Annotated in this window: 19 protein-coding genes; 5 read left to right on the top strand and 14 right to left on the bottom strand. The window is 70.2% G+C overall.

The features are described from left to right. Nucleotides 1-5 precede the first annotated feature (5 nt). Genes ACO1X9_RS03875 through ACO1X9_RS03865 form a run of 3 tightly spaced genes read right to left on the bottom strand, consistent with a single transcriptional unit; the run spans nt 6 to nt 2,893 of the window. Nucleotides 6-1,271, bottom strand: coding sequence for a glutamate-5-semialdehyde dehydrogenase (locus ACO1X9_RS03875; RefSeq protein WP_486349515.1), 1,266 nt, complete (start codon nt 1,269-1,271; stop codon nt 6-8). Between the two features lie 28 nt (nt 1,272-1,299). After that, nucleotides 1,300-2,361, bottom strand: coding sequence for a hypothetical protein (locus ACO1X9_RS03870; RefSeq protein WP_486349514.1), 1,062 nt, complete (start codon nt 2,359-2,361; stop codon nt 1,300-1,302). After that, the gene (locus tag ACO1X9_RS03865; protein WP_486349513.1) at nt 2,351-2,893 is read right to left on the bottom strand and encodes an RNA polymerase sigma factor; all 543 of its coding nucleotides are present in this window, start codon (nt 2,891-2,893) and stop codon (nt 2,351-2,353) included. The genes ACO1X9_RS03870 and ACO1X9_RS03865 overlap by 11 nt, the downstream gene beginning before the upstream one ends. Nucleotides 2,894-2,955: 62 nt before the next feature. Between ACO1X9_RS03865 and ACO1X9_RS03860 the strand changes: the two genes are divergently transcribed. Then, nucleotides 2,956-4,149 carry an MFS transporter gene (locus tag ACO1X9_RS03860; protein WP_486349512.1) on the top strand — a complete coding sequence of 398 codons (1,194 nt, stop codon included), beginning with the start codon at nt 2,956-2,958 and terminating at the stop codon, nt 4,147-4,149. 85 nt (nt 4,150-4,234) lie between these two features. Here the strand turns inward: ACO1X9_RS03860 and proB are convergent, their stop codons facing one another. From proB to ACO1X9_RS03835, 5 genes are all read right to left on the bottom strand, one after another. Further along, nucleotides 4,235-5,005: a glutamate 5-kinase gene (gene proB, locus ACO1X9_RS03855; protein WP_486349511.1), complete on the bottom strand. Its 771-nt coding sequence runs from the start codon at nt 5,003-5,005 to the stop codon at nt 4,235-4,237. Then, nucleotides 5,005-6,513: a GTPase ObgE gene (obgE, locus tag ACO1X9_RS03850; protein WP_486349510.1), complete on the bottom strand. Its 1,509-nt coding sequence runs from the start codon at nt 6,511-6,513 to the stop codon at nt 5,005-5,007. Before obgE ends, proB begins: the two co-directional genes overlap by 1 nt. A gap of 111 nt (nt 6,514-6,624) precedes the next feature. Further along, a complete protein-coding gene (gene rpmA / locus ACO1X9_RS03845) occupies nt 6,625-6,879 on the bottom strand; it encodes a 50S ribosomal protein L27 (RefSeq protein ID WP_486349509.1) in 255 nt (84 codons plus the stop codon). A 12-nt stretch (nt 6,880-6,891) separates the two neighbouring features. Beyond that, nucleotides 6,892-7,200, bottom strand: coding sequence for a 50S ribosomal protein L21 (rplU, locus tag ACO1X9_RS03840; protein WP_486349508.1), 309 nt, complete (start codon nt 7,198-7,200; stop codon nt 6,892-6,894). Nucleotides 7,201-7,309: 109 nt separating this feature from the next. Then, nucleotides 7,310-7,882 carry a hypothetical protein gene (locus ACO1X9_RS03835; protein ID WP_486349507.1) on the bottom strand — a complete coding sequence of 191 codons (573 nt, stop codon included), beginning with the start codon at nt 7,880-7,882 and terminating at the stop codon, nt 7,310-7,312. A gap of 18 nt (nt 7,883-7,900) precedes the next feature. Here ACO1X9_RS03835 and ACO1X9_RS03830 point away from each other — a divergent pair, with 18 nt between their 5' ends. After that, nucleotides 7,901-8,188, top strand: coding sequence for a DUF4031 domain-containing protein (locus tag ACO1X9_RS03830; protein WP_486349506.1), 288 nt, complete (start codon nt 7,901-7,903; stop codon nt 8,186-8,188). Here the strand turns inward: ACO1X9_RS03830 and ACO1X9_RS03825 are convergent. Both ACO1X9_RS03825 and ACO1X9_RS03820 read right to left on the bottom strand, forming a co-directional pair. After that, entirely contained in the window at nt 8,178-8,828 is a 651-nt protein-coding gene (locus ACO1X9_RS03825) for a hypothetical protein (RefSeq protein WP_486349505.1), read from the bottom strand. The two genes, ACO1X9_RS03830 and ACO1X9_RS03825, sit on opposite strands and share 11 nt — an antisense overlap. A 19-nt stretch (nt 8,829-8,847) precedes the next feature. Next, on the bottom strand, nt 8,848-11,187 hold the full coding sequence (locus tag ACO1X9_RS03820; RefSeq protein WP_486349504.1) for an Rne/Rng family ribonuclease: 2,340 nt from the start codon (nt 11,185-11,187) through the stop codon (nt 8,848-8,850). Nucleotides 11,188-11,529: 342 nt separating this feature from the next. Between ACO1X9_RS03820 and ACO1X9_RS03815 the strand changes: the two genes are divergently transcribed. From ACO1X9_RS03815 to ACO1X9_RS03805, 3 genes are all read left to right on the top strand, one after another. After that, nucleotides 11,530-12,138, top strand: a complete 609-nt coding sequence (locus tag ACO1X9_RS03815; RefSeq protein WP_486349503.1) for a vitamin K epoxide reductase family protein — start codon at nt 11,530-11,532, stop codon at nt 12,136-12,138. A 55-nt stretch (nt 12,139-12,193) separates the two neighbouring features. Next, nucleotides 12,194-13,105, top strand: coding sequence for a DsbA family protein (locus ACO1X9_RS03810; protein WP_486349502.1), 912 nt, complete (start codon nt 12,194-12,196; stop codon nt 13,103-13,105). 258 nt (nt 13,106-13,363) lie between these two features. Further along, nucleotides 13,364-14,140 (top strand): hypothetical protein, encoded by a 777-nt coding sequence (locus ACO1X9_RS03805; protein ID WP_486349501.1) that lies wholly within the window; start codon nt 13,364-13,366, stop codon nt 14,138-14,140. 59 nt (nt 14,141-14,199) lie between these two features. Here the strand turns inward: ACO1X9_RS03805 and ndk are convergent, their stop codons facing one another. From ndk to ileS, 4 genes are read right to left on the bottom strand one after another with little or no spacing between them, the layout of a single operon-like run. Next, a complete protein-coding gene (ndk, locus tag ACO1X9_RS03800) occupies nt 14,200-14,625 on the bottom strand; it encodes a nucleoside-diphosphate kinase (RefSeq protein ID WP_486349500.1) in 426 nt (141 codons plus the stop codon). Then, a complete protein-coding gene (locus ACO1X9_RS03795) occupies nt 14,622-15,032 on the bottom strand; it encodes a DUF4233 domain-containing protein (protein WP_486349499.1) in 411 nt (136 codons plus the stop codon). Before ACO1X9_RS03795 ends, ndk begins: the two co-directional genes overlap by 4 nt. Then, nucleotides 15,029-16,444: a bifunctional folylpolyglutamate synthase/dihydrofolate synthase gene (locus tag ACO1X9_RS03790; protein ID WP_486349498.1), complete on the bottom strand. Its 1,416-nt coding sequence runs from the start codon at nt 16,442-16,444 to the stop codon at nt 15,029-15,031. Before ACO1X9_RS03790 ends, ACO1X9_RS03795 begins: the two co-directional genes overlap by 4 nt. Next, nucleotides 16,441-19,611 (bottom strand): isoleucine--tRNA ligase, encoded by a 3,171-nt coding sequence (ileS, locus tag ACO1X9_RS03785; RefSeq protein ID WP_486349497.1) that lies wholly within the window; start codon nt 19,609-19,611, stop codon nt 16,441-16,443. Before ileS ends, ACO1X9_RS03790 begins: the two co-directional genes overlap by 4 nt. Nucleotides 19,612-19,686: the final 75 nt, after the last annotated feature.

The following is a 19,686-nucleotide window of genomic DNA, read 5'->3' as shown; positions in this document are numbered from 1 at the left end:
CCATGTTAGCGGCGCACCTGCCCGGCGCCGCGCACGAGCCACTTGGTGCTCGTGAGCTCCGGGAGGCCCATCGGCCCACGCGCGTGGAGCTTCTGCGTCGAGATGCCGACCTCGGCCCCGAACCCGAACTCGCCGCCGTCGGTGAACCGCGTGGACGCGTTGACCATGACGACCGCCGAGTCGACCTCGGCGAGGAACCGCTCCGCCCGGCCGATGTCGTTCGTGACGATCGACTCGGTGTGGTGCGTCGAGTACTGCCGGATGTGCGCGAGCGCCGCGTCGAGGTCGTCGACGACGGCGACGTTGAGGTCGAGGCTCATGTGCTCGGTCGACCAGTCGTCGTCGGTGGCCGGCACGGCGTCGGCGAAGATCGCCTGGGCGCGCTCGTCGGCGTGCAGCGTGACCCCCTGTGCGCGCAGCGCAGCGAGCACCGGCGGAAGCAGCCGTTCGGCAGAGCGCGTGTCGACGAGGAGCGTCTCAAGAGCGTTGCACACACTCGGCCGCTGCACCTTGGCGTTCACCGCGATCTCGACGGCCATCGCCTCGTCGGCCGACTCGTCGAGGAACAGGTGCACGACCCCGGCGCCCGTCTCGATGACCGGCACTTTCGACTCGCGCACGACCGCGTCGATGAGCTGCGCCGACCCGCGCGGGATGAGGACATCCACGTAGCCGCGGGCCTGCATGAGCTGAGTCGCACCGTCGCGACCGAACTCGTCGATCGTCTGCACCGCGTCGCCCGGCAACCCGACGCTCACGAGCGCCTCCTGCAGCAACTCGACGAGCACGCGGTTGGTGTTCTCGGCCGCCGATCCGCCGCGCAGCACGACGGCGTTGCCGCTCTTGAGCGCGAGGGCGGCGATGTCGATCGTCACGTTCGGCCGCGCCTCGTAGATCGCGCCGACGACACCGAAGGGCACGCGTACCTGGCTGAGCTGCACGCCGTTCGGAAGAGTCGAGCCCCGCAGCACCTCCCCCACCGGGTCGGGCAGCGCGACGATGTCGCGCACCGCCTGCGCGAGCCCCGCGAGGCGCGACTCGTCGAGCCGGAGACGATCCTGCAGCCCCGTGGAAAGCCCGTTCTCGCGTCCGTTCGCGAGGTCGAGCTCGTTGGCCGGGAGGATGCGCGCCGCCCCGCTCTCGACCGCCTGCGCGATCGCCTCGAGGCCGGCATTCTTCACCCCGGATGCCGTGGTCGCGAGGGAGCGCGCGGCGGTCTTCGCGCGTTCGAGTTTGTCCACGAGCGAGGTCGCGAGAGAGGTGTCCGACATGCGCGCGAGTCTACCGACGCGCGCGAAGTCACTCCTCGTTGGCGGCCCGCCAGGCCAGGTCGACGTCGAAGAACTCGAAGCGGTAGCAGCGACTCACGTCGCTCGACGGTGCCGCACCGGCGTTGACCGTGACGTCGAGCACGTCGGCCTCGCGATCGGCGACCTCGACGCTCGCTCCCAGCAGCACCATGCACGTCGCGTAGCGATCGAAGGCGGCGAGGTACTCGGCCCGTGTCACGATGCCGTCGACGATCGCCGCTGTCTGCTCCTCCGAGCGCTGCGGATGCGCGGCCTGCCACTCCATGTCGAGTTGCTGGAACTCGGCCAGATAGCACCGGTGGTCGGCTCCCGACGATACGGCCTGGGAACTCTGGGAATAGGAGATGATCTCGCCGTCACGGTTCCCGGCGACCGGGAAGCCGGCTTCGGCCATGCACGCGGCGAAACGATCGAACCCCGCGACGTACTCGTCGCGGGTGACCTGACCGTCGGCGAGTGCCGCGGCCTGCTCTGCGGACGCCTCGGGGTCGGCCGGCTTCGCCACCCAGGCGAGCCACACGGCGTAGTCGCCTCCTGCGGAGACCGAGATCTTCACGCTGGTCGTTCCGTCGGCGGGGAATGGGATGTAGCCGCCCGCCACCCCGTTGATCACGCGTGCGTCCTCGTCGCACGTGAGCGGTTCATACAGCGGCGGTACGCCCTCAAGCGCCGTCGCGGAGTAGGTGCCCGCGGCGTAGCACCGCAGCATCATCGCCAGCTCAGTCGCGCCGCTCGGCGCCACGCCAAGGCCGATGGTCTGCGACCCGGTCGACCTGAACTGCACGGGGTCGCCAAGGATCGTGGCGTCGTCGTAAATGAACTCGGGCGTTCCGAAGACGACATCGGGATCGGGCACGGCGGGTTGCGCATCGACGGGACCGCGGAACGCGGTGGCACCGATCGCAACCCCGCCCAGCAGCGCCACGACGGCCACTGTGCCCACGATGGCCGGCCACGGCATCCGCGTCGGTCGGGGGCGCTCCGCCTGCGCGACGAGGAGACGCCGCAGCGCAGCGTCGCGGTCACGGGCCTCGAGGGTGTCACGGGACATCGGGAACTCCTTCCGGGAGCACGACGTGCGCGAGCCGGCGGCGGGCGCGAGAGAGACGGGATTTCACGGTGCCGGGCGGAACTCCGAGCGCCTCCGCGGCCTCGTGCTCGGAGAAGCCCTCGAGGACGCACAGCACAAGAACCTGGCGATCGACGAGCGGCAACTCGCCGAGCCGCGCGACGACACCGAGCTCGTCGCGCTGCGCATGATCGGGGACGGTGGATGTCGGGGGCAGCTTCGCGAGGAGGGCGCGGTGGCGGCGGGCGGCTCGGCGCTGATTGCGGGCGACGTTCGAGGCTGTGACGAGCAGCCACGGGAGCACCGAGCCGTCGACGACCCGCACGTGCGCGCGACGACGCCAGGCCTCGAGGAAGGTCAGGGCGACGAGATCCTCGACCTCGTCGATCGTCGGGGCGAGCCGGTAGCCGTGGCGACGCACCCGGTCGCGGTGACGGTCGAAGATGCGCCCGAAGGCCTCCCCGTCGCCCGCGAGGGCGCGGGTCCAGTCGGCGGCGTCGGCATCCTGCTCCACACCCTGTAGTGTCCGGCACACGCGATTCGGTTCCCTCGTGGAGCAGGGCCAAGATGAGAGGGATGTCGACGCGCACCCCGAGACCCTGGCTCATGCTCGTCGTCGGCGGCGGGTCGCAGACGGCGACGGCGCTGCTCATCTCGACGCCCGCCTACCTCATCCCGCTGCTGCACACCGAGCGCGGACTCTCGCTCGGCGAAGCCGGGCTCATCGCGACGGCACCCAACGTCGGTGTGCTGCTGACGCTCATCCTCTGGGGTGCCGCGACCGATCGCTGGGGTGAGCGTGTCATCCTCGTGTCGGGGCTCGGGGTGGCCGTCGCCGGAGCGCTCGCGTCGATCCTCGCGGCGGCCGGCGGAGACTACGTGCTGCTCGCGCTCGCCTTCGCGCTCTGCGGGATCGGAGCCGCGTCGACGAGCGCCACGAGCGGTCGGATCGTGATCGGCTGGTTCCCGCCCGAGCGTCGCGGACTCGCGATGGGGCTGCGGCAGATGGCGCTCCCGCTCGGCACCGGCATCGGGGCGCTCGTCGTCCCCCCGCTGAGCGCCGACGGGGAGCTCTGGCCCGCGATCCTCGTGAGCGGCGCGGTCGTGGTCGTCGCTGCCGCGGCGAGCGCGCTGTTCATCGTCAACCCGCCCCGCCCCGTGCGGGCGGTGGATGCCGAGGGTCGCCCCGCGAATCCGTACCGCGGCGACGCGACGCTCCTCCGCATCCATCTCGTCTCGGCGCTGCTCGTCGTGCCGCAGTACGCGCTCGCGACGTTCGGACTCGTGTGGCTCATCGCCGACCAAGGCTGGGACCCCGTCGCGGCGGGCGTCGTCGTCGCGGCCTCGCAGTTGCTCGGCGCGGGCGGACGCGTCGCGATCGGCGTCTGGAGCGACCGGCTCGGCAGCCGCCTGCGTCCGCTGCGCGGGATCGCGCTCGCCGGCATCCCGCTGCTGCTGCTCACCGCGCTCGCCGGCGAGCTGCACTGGGCGCCCGCCGTCGCCGTGTTCTACGTGCTCGCGTCATGCGTGAGCGTCGCCGACAACGGACTCGCGTTCACCGCCGTCGCCGAGATCGCCGGGGCGCACTGGTCAGGCCGGGCGCTCGGGGCGCAGAACACGGGCCAGTTCCTCGCCGCGGCGATCGTCGCGCCCGCCGTGGGGGTGCTCATCGGCGTGACGGGATACTCGATCGCGTTCGCGCTGCTCGCCCTCGCCCCCGCCGCGTCGATCCCCCTGATCCCGCGCGACCGGCCATCGGTCGTCGAGTAGCGCCCGCAGGGCGCGTGTCGAGACGCAGGCCCGACATGAGGTCTCGACACGCCGCTGTGCGGCTACTCGACCACCGAGGAGGCACTCAAGGGCGAGCGTCGAACCACGTGCCCGTGTCGTCGCCGGCGAGGGCACGCGCGACGTTGGGCGTCGACGTGAGCAGCACGGGCGTGCCGATGCCGGCGGCGTACTTCGCGGCGGCGATCTTGGTGCCCGCTCCCCCGGTGCCGACGCCGGCCGCGCCGATGTCGCCGAGCTCGACGCCCGCGAGGTCGTCGTCGAACGCGACGTGGTGGATGGGGCGCGCGCCGGGTTCCGACGGCGGACGCGTGTAGAGCGCGTCGATGTCCGAGAGCAGCACGAGCAGGTCGGCGCCGATGAGTTCCGCGACGAGCGAGGCGAGCCTGTCGTTGTCGCCGAACCGGATCTCCTGGGTGGCGACCGTGTCGTTCTCGTTCACGATCGGCAGGATGCGCAGGTCGAGCAGCCGCTCCATCGCGCGCTGGGCGTTGCTGCGGTGCGTCGGGTTCTCGAGGTCGCCGGCGGTCAGCAGCACCTGACCGGCGAGGATGCCGTAGCGGTCGAGCGACGTCTGGTAGCGCCACATGAGCACGTTCTGCCCCACCGCGGCGGCGGCCTGCTGCGTCGCGAGGTCCTGGGGGCGGCCGCCGAGGTCGAGCAGCGGGATCGCGCTCGCGATGGCGCCCGACGACACGAGCACGACCTCGACACCGCGACGGTACGTCGCCACGAGGGCATCCACGAGCGGCTCGATCTGCCCGGCGTTGTCACCGGAGACGCTCGACGAACCGACCTTCACCACGATGCGCTTCGCCTCGAGCACCGCATCTCGCATCAGTCGTCGTCCTCCTCGGGACCGAGCGCTGCACGGCGCTCCTGCTCGAACTCCTCACGCAGCGCAGCGCGGGCATCCATACGCTCGTGGTACTCCTCGCGACGCTCCGCCGTCGTGCGGCGACGGTTGTCGTCGAAGCGCGGGTCGGTGCCGCGGGGGCTCTGGATGAGCTCGGCCGCCGAGGTGAGGGTCGGCTCCCAGTCGAAGACGCGACCGTCGCCCTCGCCGATGACGACGGGTGCACCCGGCTCGGCGCCCGCGGCGAAGAGCGCCTCGTCGATACCGAGCTTCGCGAGCCTGTCGGCGAGGAAGCCGACGGCCTCCTCGTTGTTGAAGTCGGTCTGCTGCACCCAGCGCTCGGGCTTCGGGCCGAGCACACGGTAGAGACCCTCGGTGCCGCCGTCGAAGCGGATCGTGAAGTCCTTCTCGTCGACCGCCTTCGGACGCAGCACGATGCGCGGCTTGATCGCGGCGGCGGCGAGCCGGGCGGCACGATCGGCATCCACGAGCTCGGCGAGCGCGAACGACAGCTCGCGCAGCCCCTCGCGGCTCACGGCGGAGATCTCGAAGACGCGATAGCCGCGTTCCTCGAGAGTCGGCCGCACGAGGGCCGCCATGTCGCGCCCGTCGGGCACGTCGACCTTGTTGAGAGCGATGAGCTGAGCGCGCTCGAGCAGCGGCGTCTGCCCCTCGGGCACCGGGTACGCGGCGAGCTCGGCGAGGATCACGTCGAGGTCGGAGATCGGATCCCGGTCGGCCTCGGGGGTCGCGCAGTCGAGCACGTGCAGGAGTGCCGAGCAACGCTCGACGTGGCGCAGGAACTCGAGCCCGAGCCCGCGTCCCTCGCTCGCACCTTCGATGAGCCCGGGTACGTCGGCGACCGTGTAGCGCGACGATCCGGCCTCGACGACACCGAGGTTCGGGTGCAGCGTCGTGAACGGGTAGTCGGCGATCTTCGGGCGGGCGGCGGAGAGTGCCGCGATGAGCGACGACTTGCCCGCGCTCGGGTAGCCGACGAGCGCGACGTCGGCGACGGTCTTGAGCTCGAGGGCGACGTCGCCCTCCCAGCCCGGCGTGCCGAGCAGCGCGAAGCCCGGAGCCTTGCGCTTGGTGGTCGCGAGGGAGGCGTTGCCGAGACCGCCCTGACCGCCCGCGGCGACGACGAGTCGCATCCCCGGCTCGTCGAGGTCGGCGAGCAGCTCGCCGTCGGGAGTGGAGACGACCGTGCCGACCGGAACGGGAAGCTCGAGAGGCTCCCCGTGTGCGCCGGAGCGGTTGTCGCCCATGCCCGGGGCGCCGTTGCCGCTCGAACGGTGCGGGCCGCGGTGGTACGAGAGCAGCGTGGTGACCTGCGGGTCGGCGACGAGGGTGATGTCGCCGCCGTGGCCTCCGTTGCCGCCGTCGGGGCCTGCGAGGGGCTTGAACTTCTCGCGGCGCACCGAGACGCAGCCGTGGCCGCCGTTCCCGGCGCGCAGGTGGAGAGTCACCCGGTCGACGAACGTGGTCATCCGGTCACTCTCCTTACGCTGGAAATGACGAAGGGCGGACCGCAGTCCGCCCTTCGATCAGAATCGGTGATCGAGTAGCCCGCACAGCGGGCGTGTCGAGATCGGCGGGTGTTACGCCGCCGGGACGATGTTGACGACCTTGCGGCCGCCCTTGGTACCGAACTCGACGGCACCCGCCGAGAGCGCGAACAGCGTGTCGTCGCCACCGCGGCCGACGTTGGCGCCCGGGTGGAACTTCGTGCCGCGCTGGCGGATGAGGATCTCGCCGGCCTTGACGACCTGGCCGCCGAAGCGCTTGACGCCGAGGTACTGCGCGTTCGAGTCGCGGCCGTTCTTGGAGGAGCTAGCGCCCTTCTTATGTGCCATCGGGGGCGCTCCTTACTTGATTCCGGTGATCTTGACGCGGGTGAGGTCGGCGCGGAAACCCTGGCGCTTCTTGTACCCGGTCTTGTTCTTGAACTTCTGGATGACGATCTTCGGGCCGCGCTCGTCGCCGACGACCTCGGCCGTCACGGTGACCTTCGCGAGCGCCTTGGCGTCGTGGGTGATCGTGTCACCGTCGACGAGCAGCACGGGGACGAGCTGGATGTTGCCATCCTTGTCGGCGGCGGTGCGGTCGAGCACGACGGCCGTGCCCACTTCCACCTTCTCCTGACGCCCACCGGCGCGCACGATTGCGTAAACCACTCACGGATCCTTTGTTAGGGAAGAGATTCGGGTGCCGCTCTGACTTGCAGCAGAGTCCGGGAACCGGGCGCACACCGAAGGTCGAGTCTAGCCCACGACGGGCACTTCCTCAAACCTCGTCGAGGGAGCCCTTCGCGACCACCTTCGGGGGATGCCGCTGGAGCCATCCCCAGAGCAGCACGGCCCCCAGCACGACGAGCGGCAGCACGCCCACGAGCACGCCGAGCGTACGGAACAGCAAGACGAGCGGCGACTCCGTGAGCGGGGTGACCGACGAGAGTCCGCCCTGGTCGAATGCTCCCGCGAGCCCCAGCAGCCAGAGCCCGAATGCGAGCGCAAGGCCCAGCACGAAGAGCAGTACGGCGCCCGCGAGCGCCGCCAGGAGCGCCCGCGTCACCACGTGCGCGAGTCGCAGGCTCGGCGCGATCGGCGCGACCTGCCAGAAGCACACGAAGACGCCGATCGCGACCGGCACCGGTCCGGTGAGCGCGACCGCGAGTTGGGCCGCCCAGATCTGCGCGAAGAACTCACCGCCGACGCCGGCCGCCGTCACCGTCGAGAGGGCACCGAAAGTCGCCTGCAAGAAGCCCAGCACCACGAGGCCGACCAGGATGCCGAGCGCCGTCACGAACGCGGGCACGACTCCGGGGCGCTGGAGCGCACGAGCGAGATCGTCGGTCATGCCGTCAGACTAGCCAGCGTGATCCTCATCGACGAGCCGAGCTGGCCCGCACACGGCACGCTCTGGGCGCACCTGGTGAGCGACACCTCCCTCGACGAGCTGCATGCCTTCGCGGAGGCGGCCGGCATCCCCCCGCGGGGCTTCGACCACGACCACTACGACGTGCCGCAGCGCAGCTGGGACGACCTGGTCGCCCGCGGCGCGGTGCCCGTCACGGCGCGTGAACTGCTGCGTCGGCTCCAGGCGGCCGGGCTGCGGGTGCGACAGCGCGACAAGCGCTACCGCGCCGAAGACGTCAGTCGGTGAGCCCGAGCCCGTAGATCACCGACGACACGACGGCGTAGGCGACGAGCAACGCCGGGACGGCGAGGGCCACGATCGCGAGCACGTTGTTGCGCGACGTGCCGCCACGACGGAACGCATGGGCGCCGAAGATCACGGCGAGCACCCACAGGAAGCCGCCGTAGAACAGCCCTCCTGCGGCGTACATGTAGCGTCCGCGGTCGGGCGGGATGAGCTCGATGAGCGACCCGACCCCGCCGAAGAGCACCCATGCCGCCACCGCCGCCGCGGCGAACACGACCGCGACGACCGCGATGGGCGTGCTCGAACGCAACGGGTAGCCGCGGCGGGAGATCGCGGCACCGATGCCGCACACGACGGCGATCGCGAGGAAGTCGACGCCGATGCCGAGCGCGTAGATGCCTTCGACCGGAGCGTTGCTCGGGAACCCTGCGAGCCCGATCGAGTTCACGACGAGACCGACGACCGCGGCGATCGCGACGACGAGCAGCAGCACGGGGCTGCGGGTCGCCGACCCGGCCGGGATCGAACCGTAGGGCGGCGGACCCGACGGGGGCGTCCCCGCGGGCCTGGTACCGGCGGGGATGAAGACCGGTTCGGGGTAGAGCGGTTCGGCGGGAGGGGGCGGTGGGGCGTCGGTCACCCCACCATCCTCCCCCGGCTCACTCGGCCGCGGGAGACGACTCGGCGGTTCCGGCGCTCGGCGCGCGACGCGAGCCACGACGACCGCGTCCGGCGGGCTTCGGCTCGGGCAGCGCCTGAAGTACTGAGCCGAGGATGTTCTCGGCATCCTTCGTGCTGACGCGACGGGCCCCGCGCGACGACTTCGGCACCGGGATGTCGAGGATCTCGACGGCGGTCTCGGCCGCCGCGACGGCGACCTTCTCGGCCGACGAGATCTCGGGCGACGAACCGTCCGACGGGGCAGCCTCACCCTCGGTGTGCACGGTGCTCTTGGCGATCTGGGCGAGCGCGTTCTTGACGTCTTCGGTGATCGCGTGGGTGCCGGCGCCGCCCACCCCGTTCTTCACGCCGGAGCCCGCGGGGGTGTTCCCTCCGCCGCTGCCGCCACGGCCACGACGGCTGCGGGACGAGCCGCCCGACGCCGGGCCGTTGCTCGACGATGCCTCGTTCGGCGTGCGGTGCTTGAACACGGGCTCGTGGTGCACGATGATGCCGCGGCCCGCGCAGTGCTCGCAGTTCTCGCTGAACGACTCGATGAGCCCGAGACCGAGCTTCTTGCGGGTCATCTGCACGAGGCCGAGGCTCGTGACCTCCGCCACCTGGTGCTTCGTGCGGTCGCGCGACAGGCACTCGACGAGGCGGCGCAGCACGAGGTCGCGGTTCGACTCGAGCACCATGTCGATGAAGTCGACGACGATGATGCCGCCGATGTCACGCAGCCGGAGCTGACGCACGATCTCCTCCGCGGCCTCGAGGTTGTTGCGGGTGACCGTCTCCTCGAGGTTGCCGCCGGAGCCGACGAACTTGCCGGTGTTGACATCCACGACGGTCATCGCCTCGGTGCGGTCGATCACGAGCGAGCCGCCCGACGGCAGCCACACCTTGCGCTCGAGCGCCTTGTCGATCTGCTCGCTCACGCGGAACTCGTCGAACGAGTCTCGGTCGCTCACGTGCTTCTCGACACGCTCCACGAGATCGGGGGCGACGGCGTTGAGGTAGCCCGAGATCGTCTCGAGGGCGTCGTCGCCTTCGATGACCAGCTTGTGGAAGTCCTCATTGAAGACATCCCGCACGATCTTCAGCAGCAGGTCGGGCTCGCTGTGCAGGAGCGCCGGCGCGGGCTGCGTCTCGACGGCGCGCTCGATCTCCGCCCACTGCGAGAGCAGACGCTGCACGTCGAGGGTGAGCTGCTCCTCCGTGGCGCCCTCCGCGGCGGTGCGCACGATGACGCCGTTCTCGTCGGGCAGCACCTCCTTGAGGATCTTCTTCAGGCGCGCGCGCTCGGTATCGGGGAGCTTGCGGCTGATGCCGTTCATCGAGCCGTTGGGCACGTACACGAGGTAGCGCCCCGGCAGGCTCACCTGACTCGTCAGACGCGCGCCCTTGTGACCGACCGGGTCTTTCGTGACCTGCACGAGCACCTTGTCGCCCGGCTTGAGCGCGAGCTCGATCTTGCGGGCCTGGTTCTTGTTGCCGTCGCTCTCCGCGGCGGCCGCGGCGGCCTCCCAGTCGACCTCGCCGGCGTAGAGCACGGCGTTGCGTCCGCGCCCGATGTCGACGAACGCGGCCTCCATCGAGGGCAGCACGTTCTGCACGCGACCGAGGTAGACGTTGCCGATGAGGCTCGCGTCCTGTGCCCGCGCGACGTAGTGCTCGACGAGCACGCCGTCTTCGAGCACGGCGATCTGGATGCGCCCGAACTTGCTGCGCACCACCATGACACGGTCGACCGATTCACGACGCGCGAGGAACTCGGCCTCCGTGATGACGGGACGACGTCGACCCGCGTCGCGGCCGTCGCGGCGACGCTGCTTCTTCGCCTCGAGACGCGTCGAGCCCTTGATGCGCTGCGGCTCGGTGATGACCGGCGCCTGACGCGGCTGACGCACGCGCACCGTCGTGTTGGGGGCGTCGTCGCCGTCGCGCGGCGCCTCGCCCGAGCGGCGACGCGTGCGACGACGCGAGGATGCCGTGGGCGCCTCGGAGTCGGAGTCGTCGGGTCCGTCGGAGATCACCGGGGTCGGGATGGGCGGCGCCTGGAACAGCAGCGAGAACGGGCTCGCCGCCGGGGCGTCGGGCGTGGTCGCGTCGGCGGCGTCCGCCGGAGCGTCGCTCTCACCCCGCTTCTTCCGGGCCGGCGACTTCTTCTTCTCGGCCGCGGGAGCGGCATCCTGGCTCTCGTCGCTCTTCTTCGAGCGCGACCGCTTCGGCTTCGACGACGCCTCGATCTCGGCCTCGGGAATCACCAGGCCCGACTCGGATTCGGCTGAGACGTGCGACACAGCGCTCTTGGGCTGGATGTCCGACTTCTTCACCATCGCTGGTGCTCCTTGCCCGGGAGGGAGCCGCGCTGCCCGCCGGGAAATCTCGTGCGGGCCGCCTCGGCGGTGCCGCGAACTCTTCTGGATGGTGGCCGCCGTTCCCCTGAACGGTGCGGTGTGCCCACCTGCGCACTGTCACTGCGCGACTCGGAACTGGCATCCGACACGGTGCTCGAACTAGCTCGGCACTCGTGGCCCGGGATTGTTGCCCGGAAAGCTTCATCTGGTGCGACCGGGCGCGGCCCGGTCGGCTTGCGGTCCAGTATCGCACGCGCGTGCTTCATCCCACTCATCGACGTGCCGGGCACTCCTGCGGGCGGCGTGGCCGATAATCGAGTCGTGCCCGACACCGAGACCCCGCGCCGACCGCTCGCCCTCGCGATCTTCCTGATCGTCGCCGGCGCGCTGGGGTGGTACGCGGCCTTCGCCTTGACCGTCGACAAGATCCTGCTGCTCGAGAACCCCGAGGCCGACCTCGACTGCAACTTCAGCCTTCTCGTGCAGTGCGGCGAGAACCTCTCGTCGTGGCAGGGCGAGGTGTTCGGGTTCCCCAACCCGCTGCTCGGGCTCGGCGGGTTCGTGGCGCCGATCGCGGTCGGGGTGGGCCTGCTCGCGGGTGCGCGCTTCGCCCGCTGGTTCTGGGCGCTCTTCAACGTCGGAGTGCTCGGCGCGCTCGTGTTCGTCATCTGGCTGATCTCGCAGAGCCTCTACGACCTCCGCACGCTGTGCCCGTGGTGCATGCTCGTCTGGTCGGTCACCATCCCGCTCTTCTGGGTGCTGACGTCGCGCAACCTCGCCGAGGGGGTGTTCGGGTCGCGCCTCGTCGGATTCGGGCGCCTGCTGCGCTCATGGGTGATCCCGGTCATCATCGTGAGCTACGCGGTGGTCGTGCTCCTCGCGCAGTTGCAGCTCGACATCCTCAGCCGCCTCGCCGTCGGCACGCTCTGAGCCAAACCCTCGCTCTGAGCCAATCCATAGAACTCACCCGATAAGGTCGTCCACCGTGGCCCAGGAACGTCTCACCAAGGATCAGAAGCGAGAGATCGCGCGCGAGATGGCGCGCGCCGAGCGCGAGAAGAGGCTCAAGGCGCAAGCCCGCAACCGCATCCTGATCCGCGTCGGCGCGACCGTCGGCGTCGTCGCGCTGCTCGGCGCGATCGGCGGCGGAATCTGGCTCGCGACGCGACCCGAAGGGCCCGGGCCGGTCAACATGGCGTCGGACGGCGTGCTGTTCCGCGGCTCCGACGGCGAGGTCGCGGTCGTCGAGACCCCGGCCCTCGACGCCGACGACGAGCCCGTCGCCACCGATCCGGATGCCTACGACGCCCCGGTGCGGATCGTCACCTACATCGACTTCGGCTGCCCGTTCTGCGCCCTCTTCGAGACGGCCAATGCCGCGCAGATCGAAGAGCTCGTCGCCTCGGGTGAAGCCACCCTCGAGGTGCACCCGATCGACCTGCTCGATCGCGCCTTCCTCGGCGACCGGTACTCGGCTCGCTCGGCCAACGCGGCGGCGTGCGTCGCCGCCTACGAGCCCGAGCGTTTCCTCGACGTGAGTGCGGCGTTCTTCGCGCAGCAGCCCGCCGAGACGGGCAACGGCCTCACCAACGGCGAGATCGTCGAGCTCGTGAAGGGCGCGGGCGTCACCTCCGACCGCGTCGAGCCGTGCATCAACAACGAGGAGTTCAAGGGCTGGGTCGCCGCCGCCACCGACCGCGCACTCGCGGGCCCGCTGCCGAACACCGACGAGGAGCGCGTCACCGGCACCCCGACGATCCTCGTCAACGGCGTCAAGTACCAGCCCGCCGACCTCTCCTCCACGGCCGAGTTCGCCGCGTTCGTGCAGTCGGTGCGGGAGGGCTCGGGTTCGGACGGCGACGCCGACCCGACCCCGACGCCCACACCGACGCCGTAATTCTCGGAGCGAGTTCTCGCTATTCGCCCGAAAGCGCCCCATTCCTCCACAGGATGGGGCGCTTTCGGGCAATCAGCAGCCGCCTCGACCGCGCCGCTACCCGCGCGAGCGCCGCGACAGTCTGTCGGGATGCCTCATCCATCCACGCCACTCCCTCCCGAACTCCGGGCCGCACCGTTCACGACCAGGGAAGCTGACCACCACGGGGTGACGCGGAAGCGGCTTCGATCTCGGGACCTCGACGCACGGATCCACGGCGTGCGCGCGGAGGCCGGCTCGCTCGCCGAACTTCGAGCCCGCTGCCTCGCGTTCGCGGCGAGGTTGACCCCCGAAGCCTTCTTCAGCCACTCGACCGCCGCGCTACTACTGGGCGCGCCCCTCCCCAAACGGCTGGAGCAGTTGGCGACTGTCCACGTGACCGTCGAGGCGCCGCGGCGAGCGCCGCACGCACGCGGGCTCATAGGACACAGCCGTCGCGTCGCGCCGACCGACATCATCGAGTTCGCGGAACTCCGGATCAGCTCCCCCGCGCGCACGTGGTGCGAGATGGCTCGCGCGCTCGACCTTCGCGACCATGTCGCTCTCACGGACTACCTGACCCATCACGCACGTCCGCTGACAACCCGCGACGAACTTGCAGAGCGGAGGTTATTCGGCGACCGGATCAGCCGCCACAGGCACCTCCCGCTCGCCCTCGCTTACAGCGATGACCGTGCTGAGTCGCGCCCGGAGTCGCATCTGAGACTCGCGTGCGTGTGGGCAGGTCTGCCATCCCCAGCCGTCAACCATGAGCTCGTCGACCTCGAAACCGGGCGCGGCTATCGGCTGGATCTCGCGTGGCCGGAGCTTCGCTTCGCCATCGAGTACCAGGGGGACGGCCACCGGACGACAGCTCAGTGGCGCCGCGACATGAGTCGCCGCGAGCGCCTCCGGATCGCCGGATGGACGATTCTCGAGCTCAACGCCGACGATCTGCGCGATCAGGCGAGTCTCGTGGCGCTCATCCGCGCGGGGATGGCGCGCGCACAGAGCTGATTGCCCGAAATGGCCCCTTCGCGAAGCGGGAAGGGGCCATTTCGGGCAAATAGCGACCTCTACTCCGCGGAGGGGAACCAGAGGTCGAGCTCGCGGGCGGCGGACTCGGGCGAGTCGGAGCCGTGCACGAGGTTCTGCTGCACCTTGAGACCCCAGTCGCGGCCGAGGTCGCCCCGGATGGTGCCGGGGGCGGCGGTCGTCGGGTCGGTCGTGCCGGCGAGGGCACGGAAGCCTTCGATGACGCGGTTGCCGGCGACCCGGAACGCGACGATCGGACCCGACTCCATGAACTCGACGAGCGGCTCGTAGAACGGCTTTCCCTCGTGCTCGGCGTAGTGCTGGGCGAGCAGTTCCCGCGACGCCTGCACGAGCCGCACGTCGACGAGCTGGTAGCCCTTCGCCTCGATGCGGCGCAGGATCTCGCCGGTCAGGTTGCGGGCCACGCCGTCCGGCTTGACCAGTACGAGGGTTTCTTCGACGCTCATCCGCCGACTCCTTCCGCGGCTCCACGCCGCAACGATTCGATGCGCCGTGCGCGCACCAGACACCACACCCATAGCCCCGCGAACACGGCGCCGATGACGAACATGAACGCGTGCAGGAACCCGGTCGCGATCAGGACGACCTGCAGGATGCCGCCGAGCACGATGCCCCACGTCCACCTCTGCAACTGCGAGACCAGCAGGTACATCGCGACGGCCCACCCGGTGCCGCCGAGGATCATCCACAACGGGTACTCGGAGAGCCCGATGAGGGTGAGTCCGGCGAAGATCAGGATGACGGCCTCGAGCACGAGCACGACGGAGAGCAGCGTCTCGGTCACCCCACGCTCGCGGCGCACGCGTCGCCGCGCCGGACGGCCCGTGGCGGGCGACGTCTCGTCGGTGCTCACGACGCGTCCTCACGGCCGGCGGCAGGTTTCCATCCCCCGGCGTCGGCGAGCGCGATCGCCTCGCCGACGAGGGTGATCGACCCCGTGATGAGCACCGCGCGGCTCGGACCCTGCTGCGCCCACTCGCGCGCCGCCTCGACGGCGTCCTCGAACTCGTCGTACGGGTACACGGCGTCCTCGTGCGACACCGAGAGGGCGATCTGCGCGAGCTCGTCGACCTCCATCGCCCGCTCGGACTGCGATCGCGTGACGTGGAAGCGCTCGGCGATCGGGGCGAGCTCGGCGAAGACGCCGTGGGCGTCCTTGTCGCCGAGCACCGCGATGACGACGGCGATCTCCTGGAAGTCGAAGTACTCCGTCATCGCGCCCGCGAGCGCCTTCGCCCCGTGCGGGTTGTGCGCGGCGTCGACGAAGACGGTCGGCTCGATGCCGATGAGCTGGAGGCGTCCCGGCGAGGTCGCGTTCGCGAGCCCTTCGGCGATGACGTCGGGTCCGAGCGGCAGGGTGCCGTCGCCCAGGAACGACTCGACCGCGGCGATCGCGAGCGCGGCGTTCTGGCCCTGGTAGTCGCCGTACAGCGGGAGGAAGAGGTCGGAGTAGGTCGCCGCGCGACCGCGCACCGTGATCACCTGTCCGCCGACCGCGACGGTCGTCGACTCGAGCGCGAAGTCGAGGAGCTCGATCACCATCGTCGCCTCATCGTGCGCGGCGGCTGCCCGCAGCTCGTCCATCGCCTCAAGCTGTTGGATGGCAGTCACCACGGTGGCGGCGGGCTTGATGATGCCGCCCTTCGTCTTCGCGATCTCGCCGACCGTGTTGCCGAGGCGCGCCTGGTGGTCGAGGGCGATCGGGGTGAAGACGGCGACCTGACCGTCGGCGACGTTCGTGGAGTCCCACTCGCCGCCCATGCCGACCTCGAGCACCATGACATCCACCGGGGCGTCGGCGAAGACGGCGAACGCGAGCACCGTGAGAGCCTCGAAGTACGACAGGGCCTCCTCGCCGTTCGCGACGAGCTCGGCATCGACGATCGCGAGGTACGGGGCGATGTCGCGCCAGTTGCGCACGAGCGCCTCGTTCGAGACCGGGATGCCGTCGATGACGATGCGCTCGTTGACCCGCACCAGGTGCGGCGAGGTGAGCAGGCCCGTGCGGAGGCCGGCAGCGCGCAGGATCGCCTCGATCATCCGCGAGGTCGACGTCTTGCCGTTGGTGCCGGTGATGTGCACGACGGGCGCGGACCGCTGCGGGTCGCCGAGCAGCTCGCATGCCTTGCGGGTGGGCTCGAGCCGCGGCTGCGGAACGGCCTCCCCGATGCGCACGAGCAGTTCGGCGTAGACCGCGTCGGCGGCCTGCTGGTAGTCGGCGTCGTCGTCGACGACGAAGTCGTCCGAGGTGTCGTCGTCGCTCATGCGCGCTCCAGCTCGATCGTCACCGCGGAACCGGCGCCCACGGAGGTGGCTCCATTCTCCCCGGTCTTCGCGGTGAGCGTCGTCGCGAGGGTCTCCCCCGCGATGAGGTCGCGATGGATGCCGACAGCCGCCACCGCGGCCGGGTCACCGATGAGGGTGAGCGCGATGCGATCACTGACGTCGAGCCCGGCATCCTTGCGCGCCTGCTGCACCGCGCGGATGACGTCGCGGGCGAGACCCTCGGCTTCGAGCGCCGGCGTCACGGCGGTGTCGAGCACGACGAAGCCGCCGTCGGAGAGGAAGGCGACTGCGGCATCCGGATCGGCCGACGCGAGCACGAGGTCGTATTCCCCGGGCTGCAGTTCGACGTCGCCCACGCGAACGAACGGATCGGCGCTCCAGTTGCCGGCCTTCGCCTCGCGGATGACGTCCTGCACCTGCTTGCCGAGCCGCGGACCGAGGGCACGGGCGTTGACGGTGAGCCGCCGCTCGATGCCGTGCTGGTCGAGGCTCTCGGGCATGAACGGCTCGAGCACGACGTGCTTGACGTTGAGCTCGTCCTCGAGCACCGAGCGGAACGGCTCGAGTGCCGCGGCTCCGGGTGTCACGATCGTGAGCGTCGCGAGCGGCAGCCGCACCCGCAGCTTCTGCGCCTTGCGCAGCGCGAGCGCCGACGAAGCGACTTCGCGCACGCCGTCCATCGCGGCCACGAGCGCGGGATCCGCGGGGAACTCGTCGACGGCAGGCCAGTCGGTCAGGTGCACCGAACGGCCGCCGGTGAGGCCCTTCCAGACCTCCTCCGCGACGAGCGGGAGCAGCGGCGCCGCCATGCGGGTGAGCGTCTCGAGCACGGTGTACAGGGTGTCGAAGGCATCCCGATCGGTGCCGTCCCAGAACCTGTCGCGCGACCGGCGCACGTACCAGTTGGTGAGCACGTCGCCGAAGTCGCGCAGCGCCTGCGCGGCGAACGGGCTGTCGAGCTCGTCGAGGTGGCCGGTGACGACCTCGAGCACCTCGCGGGTCTTGGCGAGGATGTAGCGGTCGAGCACGTGGGTCGAATCGGTGCGCCGGGTCGCGGTGACGCCGGCGCTGTTCGCGTAGAGGGTGAAGAAGTAGTACGTCGACCACAGCGGCAGCAGCAGCTCGCGCACTCCCCCGCGGATGCCCTCCTCGGTGACGACGAGGTTGCCGCCGCGGATCACCGACGACGACATGAGGAACCAGCGCATCGCGTCGGCGCCGTCGCGGTCGAACACCTCGTTCACGTCGGGGTAGTTGCGCAGCGACTTCGACATCTTCTGCCCGTCGTTTCCGAGCACGATGCCGTGGCTGATGACGTTGCGGAACGCGGGACGGTCGAAGAGCGCCGTCGACAGCACGTGCATGACGTAGAACCAGCCGCGCGTCTGCCCGATGTACTCGACGATGAAGTCGGCGGGGTTGTGCGACTCGAACCACTCGGCGTTCTCGAACGGGTAGTGCACCTGCGCGAACGGCATCGAGCCCGAGTCGAACCACACGTCGAGAACATCCGGGATGCGGCGCATCGTCGAGTTGCCCGTGGGGTCGTCGGGGTTCGGCCTCGTGAGGTCGTCGATGTACGGCCGGTGCAGGTCGACCTCGCCGTCGGGGTTCGTCGGCAGGCGACCGAAGTCGGCCTCGAGCTCGGCGAGCGACCCGTAGACGTCCACGCGCGGAAAGGCGGGATCATCCGACTTCCACACCGGGATGGGCGAACCCCAGTAGCGGTTGCGCGAGATCGACCAGTCGCGCGCGTTCGCGACCCACTTGCCGAACTGGCCGTCCTTGACGTTGTCGGGCACCCAGGTGATCTCCTGGTTGAGCACGCCCGCGCGGTCCTTGATGTCGGTGACGCGCACGAACCACGACGAGACCGCCTTGTAGATCAGGGGGTTCCGGCACCGCCAGCAGTGCGGGTACGAGTGCTCGTACGACTTCAGCTGGAACAGCCGACCGTCGTCGCGCAGCTTCTTGACGAGCAGCGGGTTCGCCTCGAACACCTGCAGCCCCGCGACATCCTCGACGACGGGAAGGAAGCGCCCCGCGTCGTCGACCGAGAGCACGACCGGGATGCCGGCCGCTCCGGTCGTGAGCTGGTCGTCTTCGCCGTACGCCGGCGCCTGGTGCACGATGCCGGTGCCGTCGCCGGTCGCGACGTAGTCGGCGACGAGGATCCGGTACGCGTTCGGGCCGTACTCGTCGCTGAAGAAGTCCCACAGCCGCTCGTAGTGCACGCCGTCGAGCTGGCTGCCGACGACGGTCGTGCGGATGTTGTCCCACGCGTCGTCGTCGGGTCCGTACCCGAGTTCCTTCTTGTACGCGTCGACCGTGTCGGTCGCGAGGAGGTACTCGGACGCACCGTCGGCGGAGCGCACGACCGCGTAGCCGATGTCGGGCCCGACGGCGAGCGCCGCGTTCGTCGGGAGCGTCCACGGCGTCGTCGTCCAGGCGAGCGCCTGCACTCCGGTGAGCCCGAGCGCCTCCGCCTTCTCCCCGACGAGCGGGAAGGTGACGGTGACCGACTGGTCCTGGCGCATCTTGTAGACGTCGTCGTCCATGCGCAGCTCGTGGTTGCTGAGCGGGGTCTGGTCGCGCCAGCAGTAGGGCAGCACGCGGTAGCCCTCGTACGCGAGGCCCTTCTTGTAGAGCTCCGAGAACGCCCAGACGACGCTCTCCATGAAGGTCACGTCGAGCGTCTTGTAGTCGTTCTCGAAGTCGACCCAGCGCGCCTGGCGGGTGACGTACTCCTCCCACTCCTTGGTGTAGGTGAGCACCGACTTCTTGGCGGCCGCGTTGAACGCGGCGATGCCCATCTGCTCGATCTGGCTCTTGTCGGTGATGCCGAGCTGGCGCTCCGCCTCGAGTTCGGCGGGGAGCCCGTGGGTGTCCCACCCGAAGCGGCGGTGCACCTGCTTGCCGCGCATCGTCTGGTAGCGCGGGAACAGGTCTTTCGCGTAGCCGGTGAGCAGGTGGCCGTAGTGCGGCAGACCGTTGGCGAACGGCGGTCCGTCGTAGAAGACCCACTCCTCGCAGCCGTCGCGATTCTCGACCGACGCGCGGAACGTGTCGTCCTTCTTCCAGAACGCCAGGATGCCGCGCTCGATCTCCGGGAAGTCGGGAGACGCGGGGATCTGGGGATAGGGCATGAGGTTCCTCGAGTGTCGGTCTCTGACACGAGGACGACTGCTGCTCAGGGAAAGCAGGGCTGCCGCGGTACCACC

This window comes from Pseudolysinimonas sp., assembly GCF_057350545.1.
Note: the sequence above shows the minus strand (reverse complement) of the source record. Positions and strands in the feature narration are given on the sequence as shown.

Coding starts and splice junctions, on each gene's coding strand:
- obgE (WP_486349510.1), bottom strand. CDS start 6,513: ATGACCACGTTCGTCGACCGGGTGACTCTCCACCTGCGCGCCGGGAAC.
- rpmA (WP_486349509.1), bottom strand. CDS start 6,879: ATGGCACATAAGAAGGGCGCTAGCTCCTCCAAGAACGGCCGCGACTCG.
- ndk (WP_486349500.1), bottom strand. CDS start 14,625: ATGAGCGTCGAAGAAACCCTCGTACTGGTCAAGCCGGACGGCGTGGCC.
- ACO1X9_RS03820 (WP_486349504.1), bottom strand. CDS start 11,187: ATGGTGAAGAAGTCGGACATCCAGCCCAAGAGCGCTGTGTCGCACGTC.
- ACO1X9_RS03860 (WP_486349512.1), top strand. CDS start 2,956: ATGTCGACGCGCACCCCGAGACCCTGGCTCATGCTCGTCGTCGGCGGC.
- ACO1X9_RS03875 (WP_486349515.1), bottom strand. CDS start 1,271: ATGTCGGACACCTCTCTCGCGACCTCGCTCGTGGACAAACTCGAACGC.
- proB (WP_486349511.1), bottom strand. CDS start 5,005: ATGCGAGATGCGGTGCTCGAGGCGAAGCGCATCGTGGTGAAGGTCGGT.
- ACO1X9_RS03870 (WP_486349514.1), bottom strand. CDS start 2,361: ATGTCCCGTGACACCCTCGAGGCCCGTGACCGCGACGCTGCGCTGCGG.
- ACO1X9_RS03835 (WP_486349507.1), bottom strand. CDS start 7,882: ATGACCGACGATCTCGCTCGTGCGCTCCAGCGCCCCGGAGTCGTGCCC.
- ACO1X9_RS03790 (WP_486349498.1), bottom strand. CDS start 16,444: ATGAGCGACGACGACACCTCGGACGACTTCGTCGTCGACGACGACGCC.
- ileS (WP_486349497.1), bottom strand. CDS start 19,611: ATGCCCTATCCCCAGATCCCCGCGTCTCCCGACTTCCCGGAGATCGAG.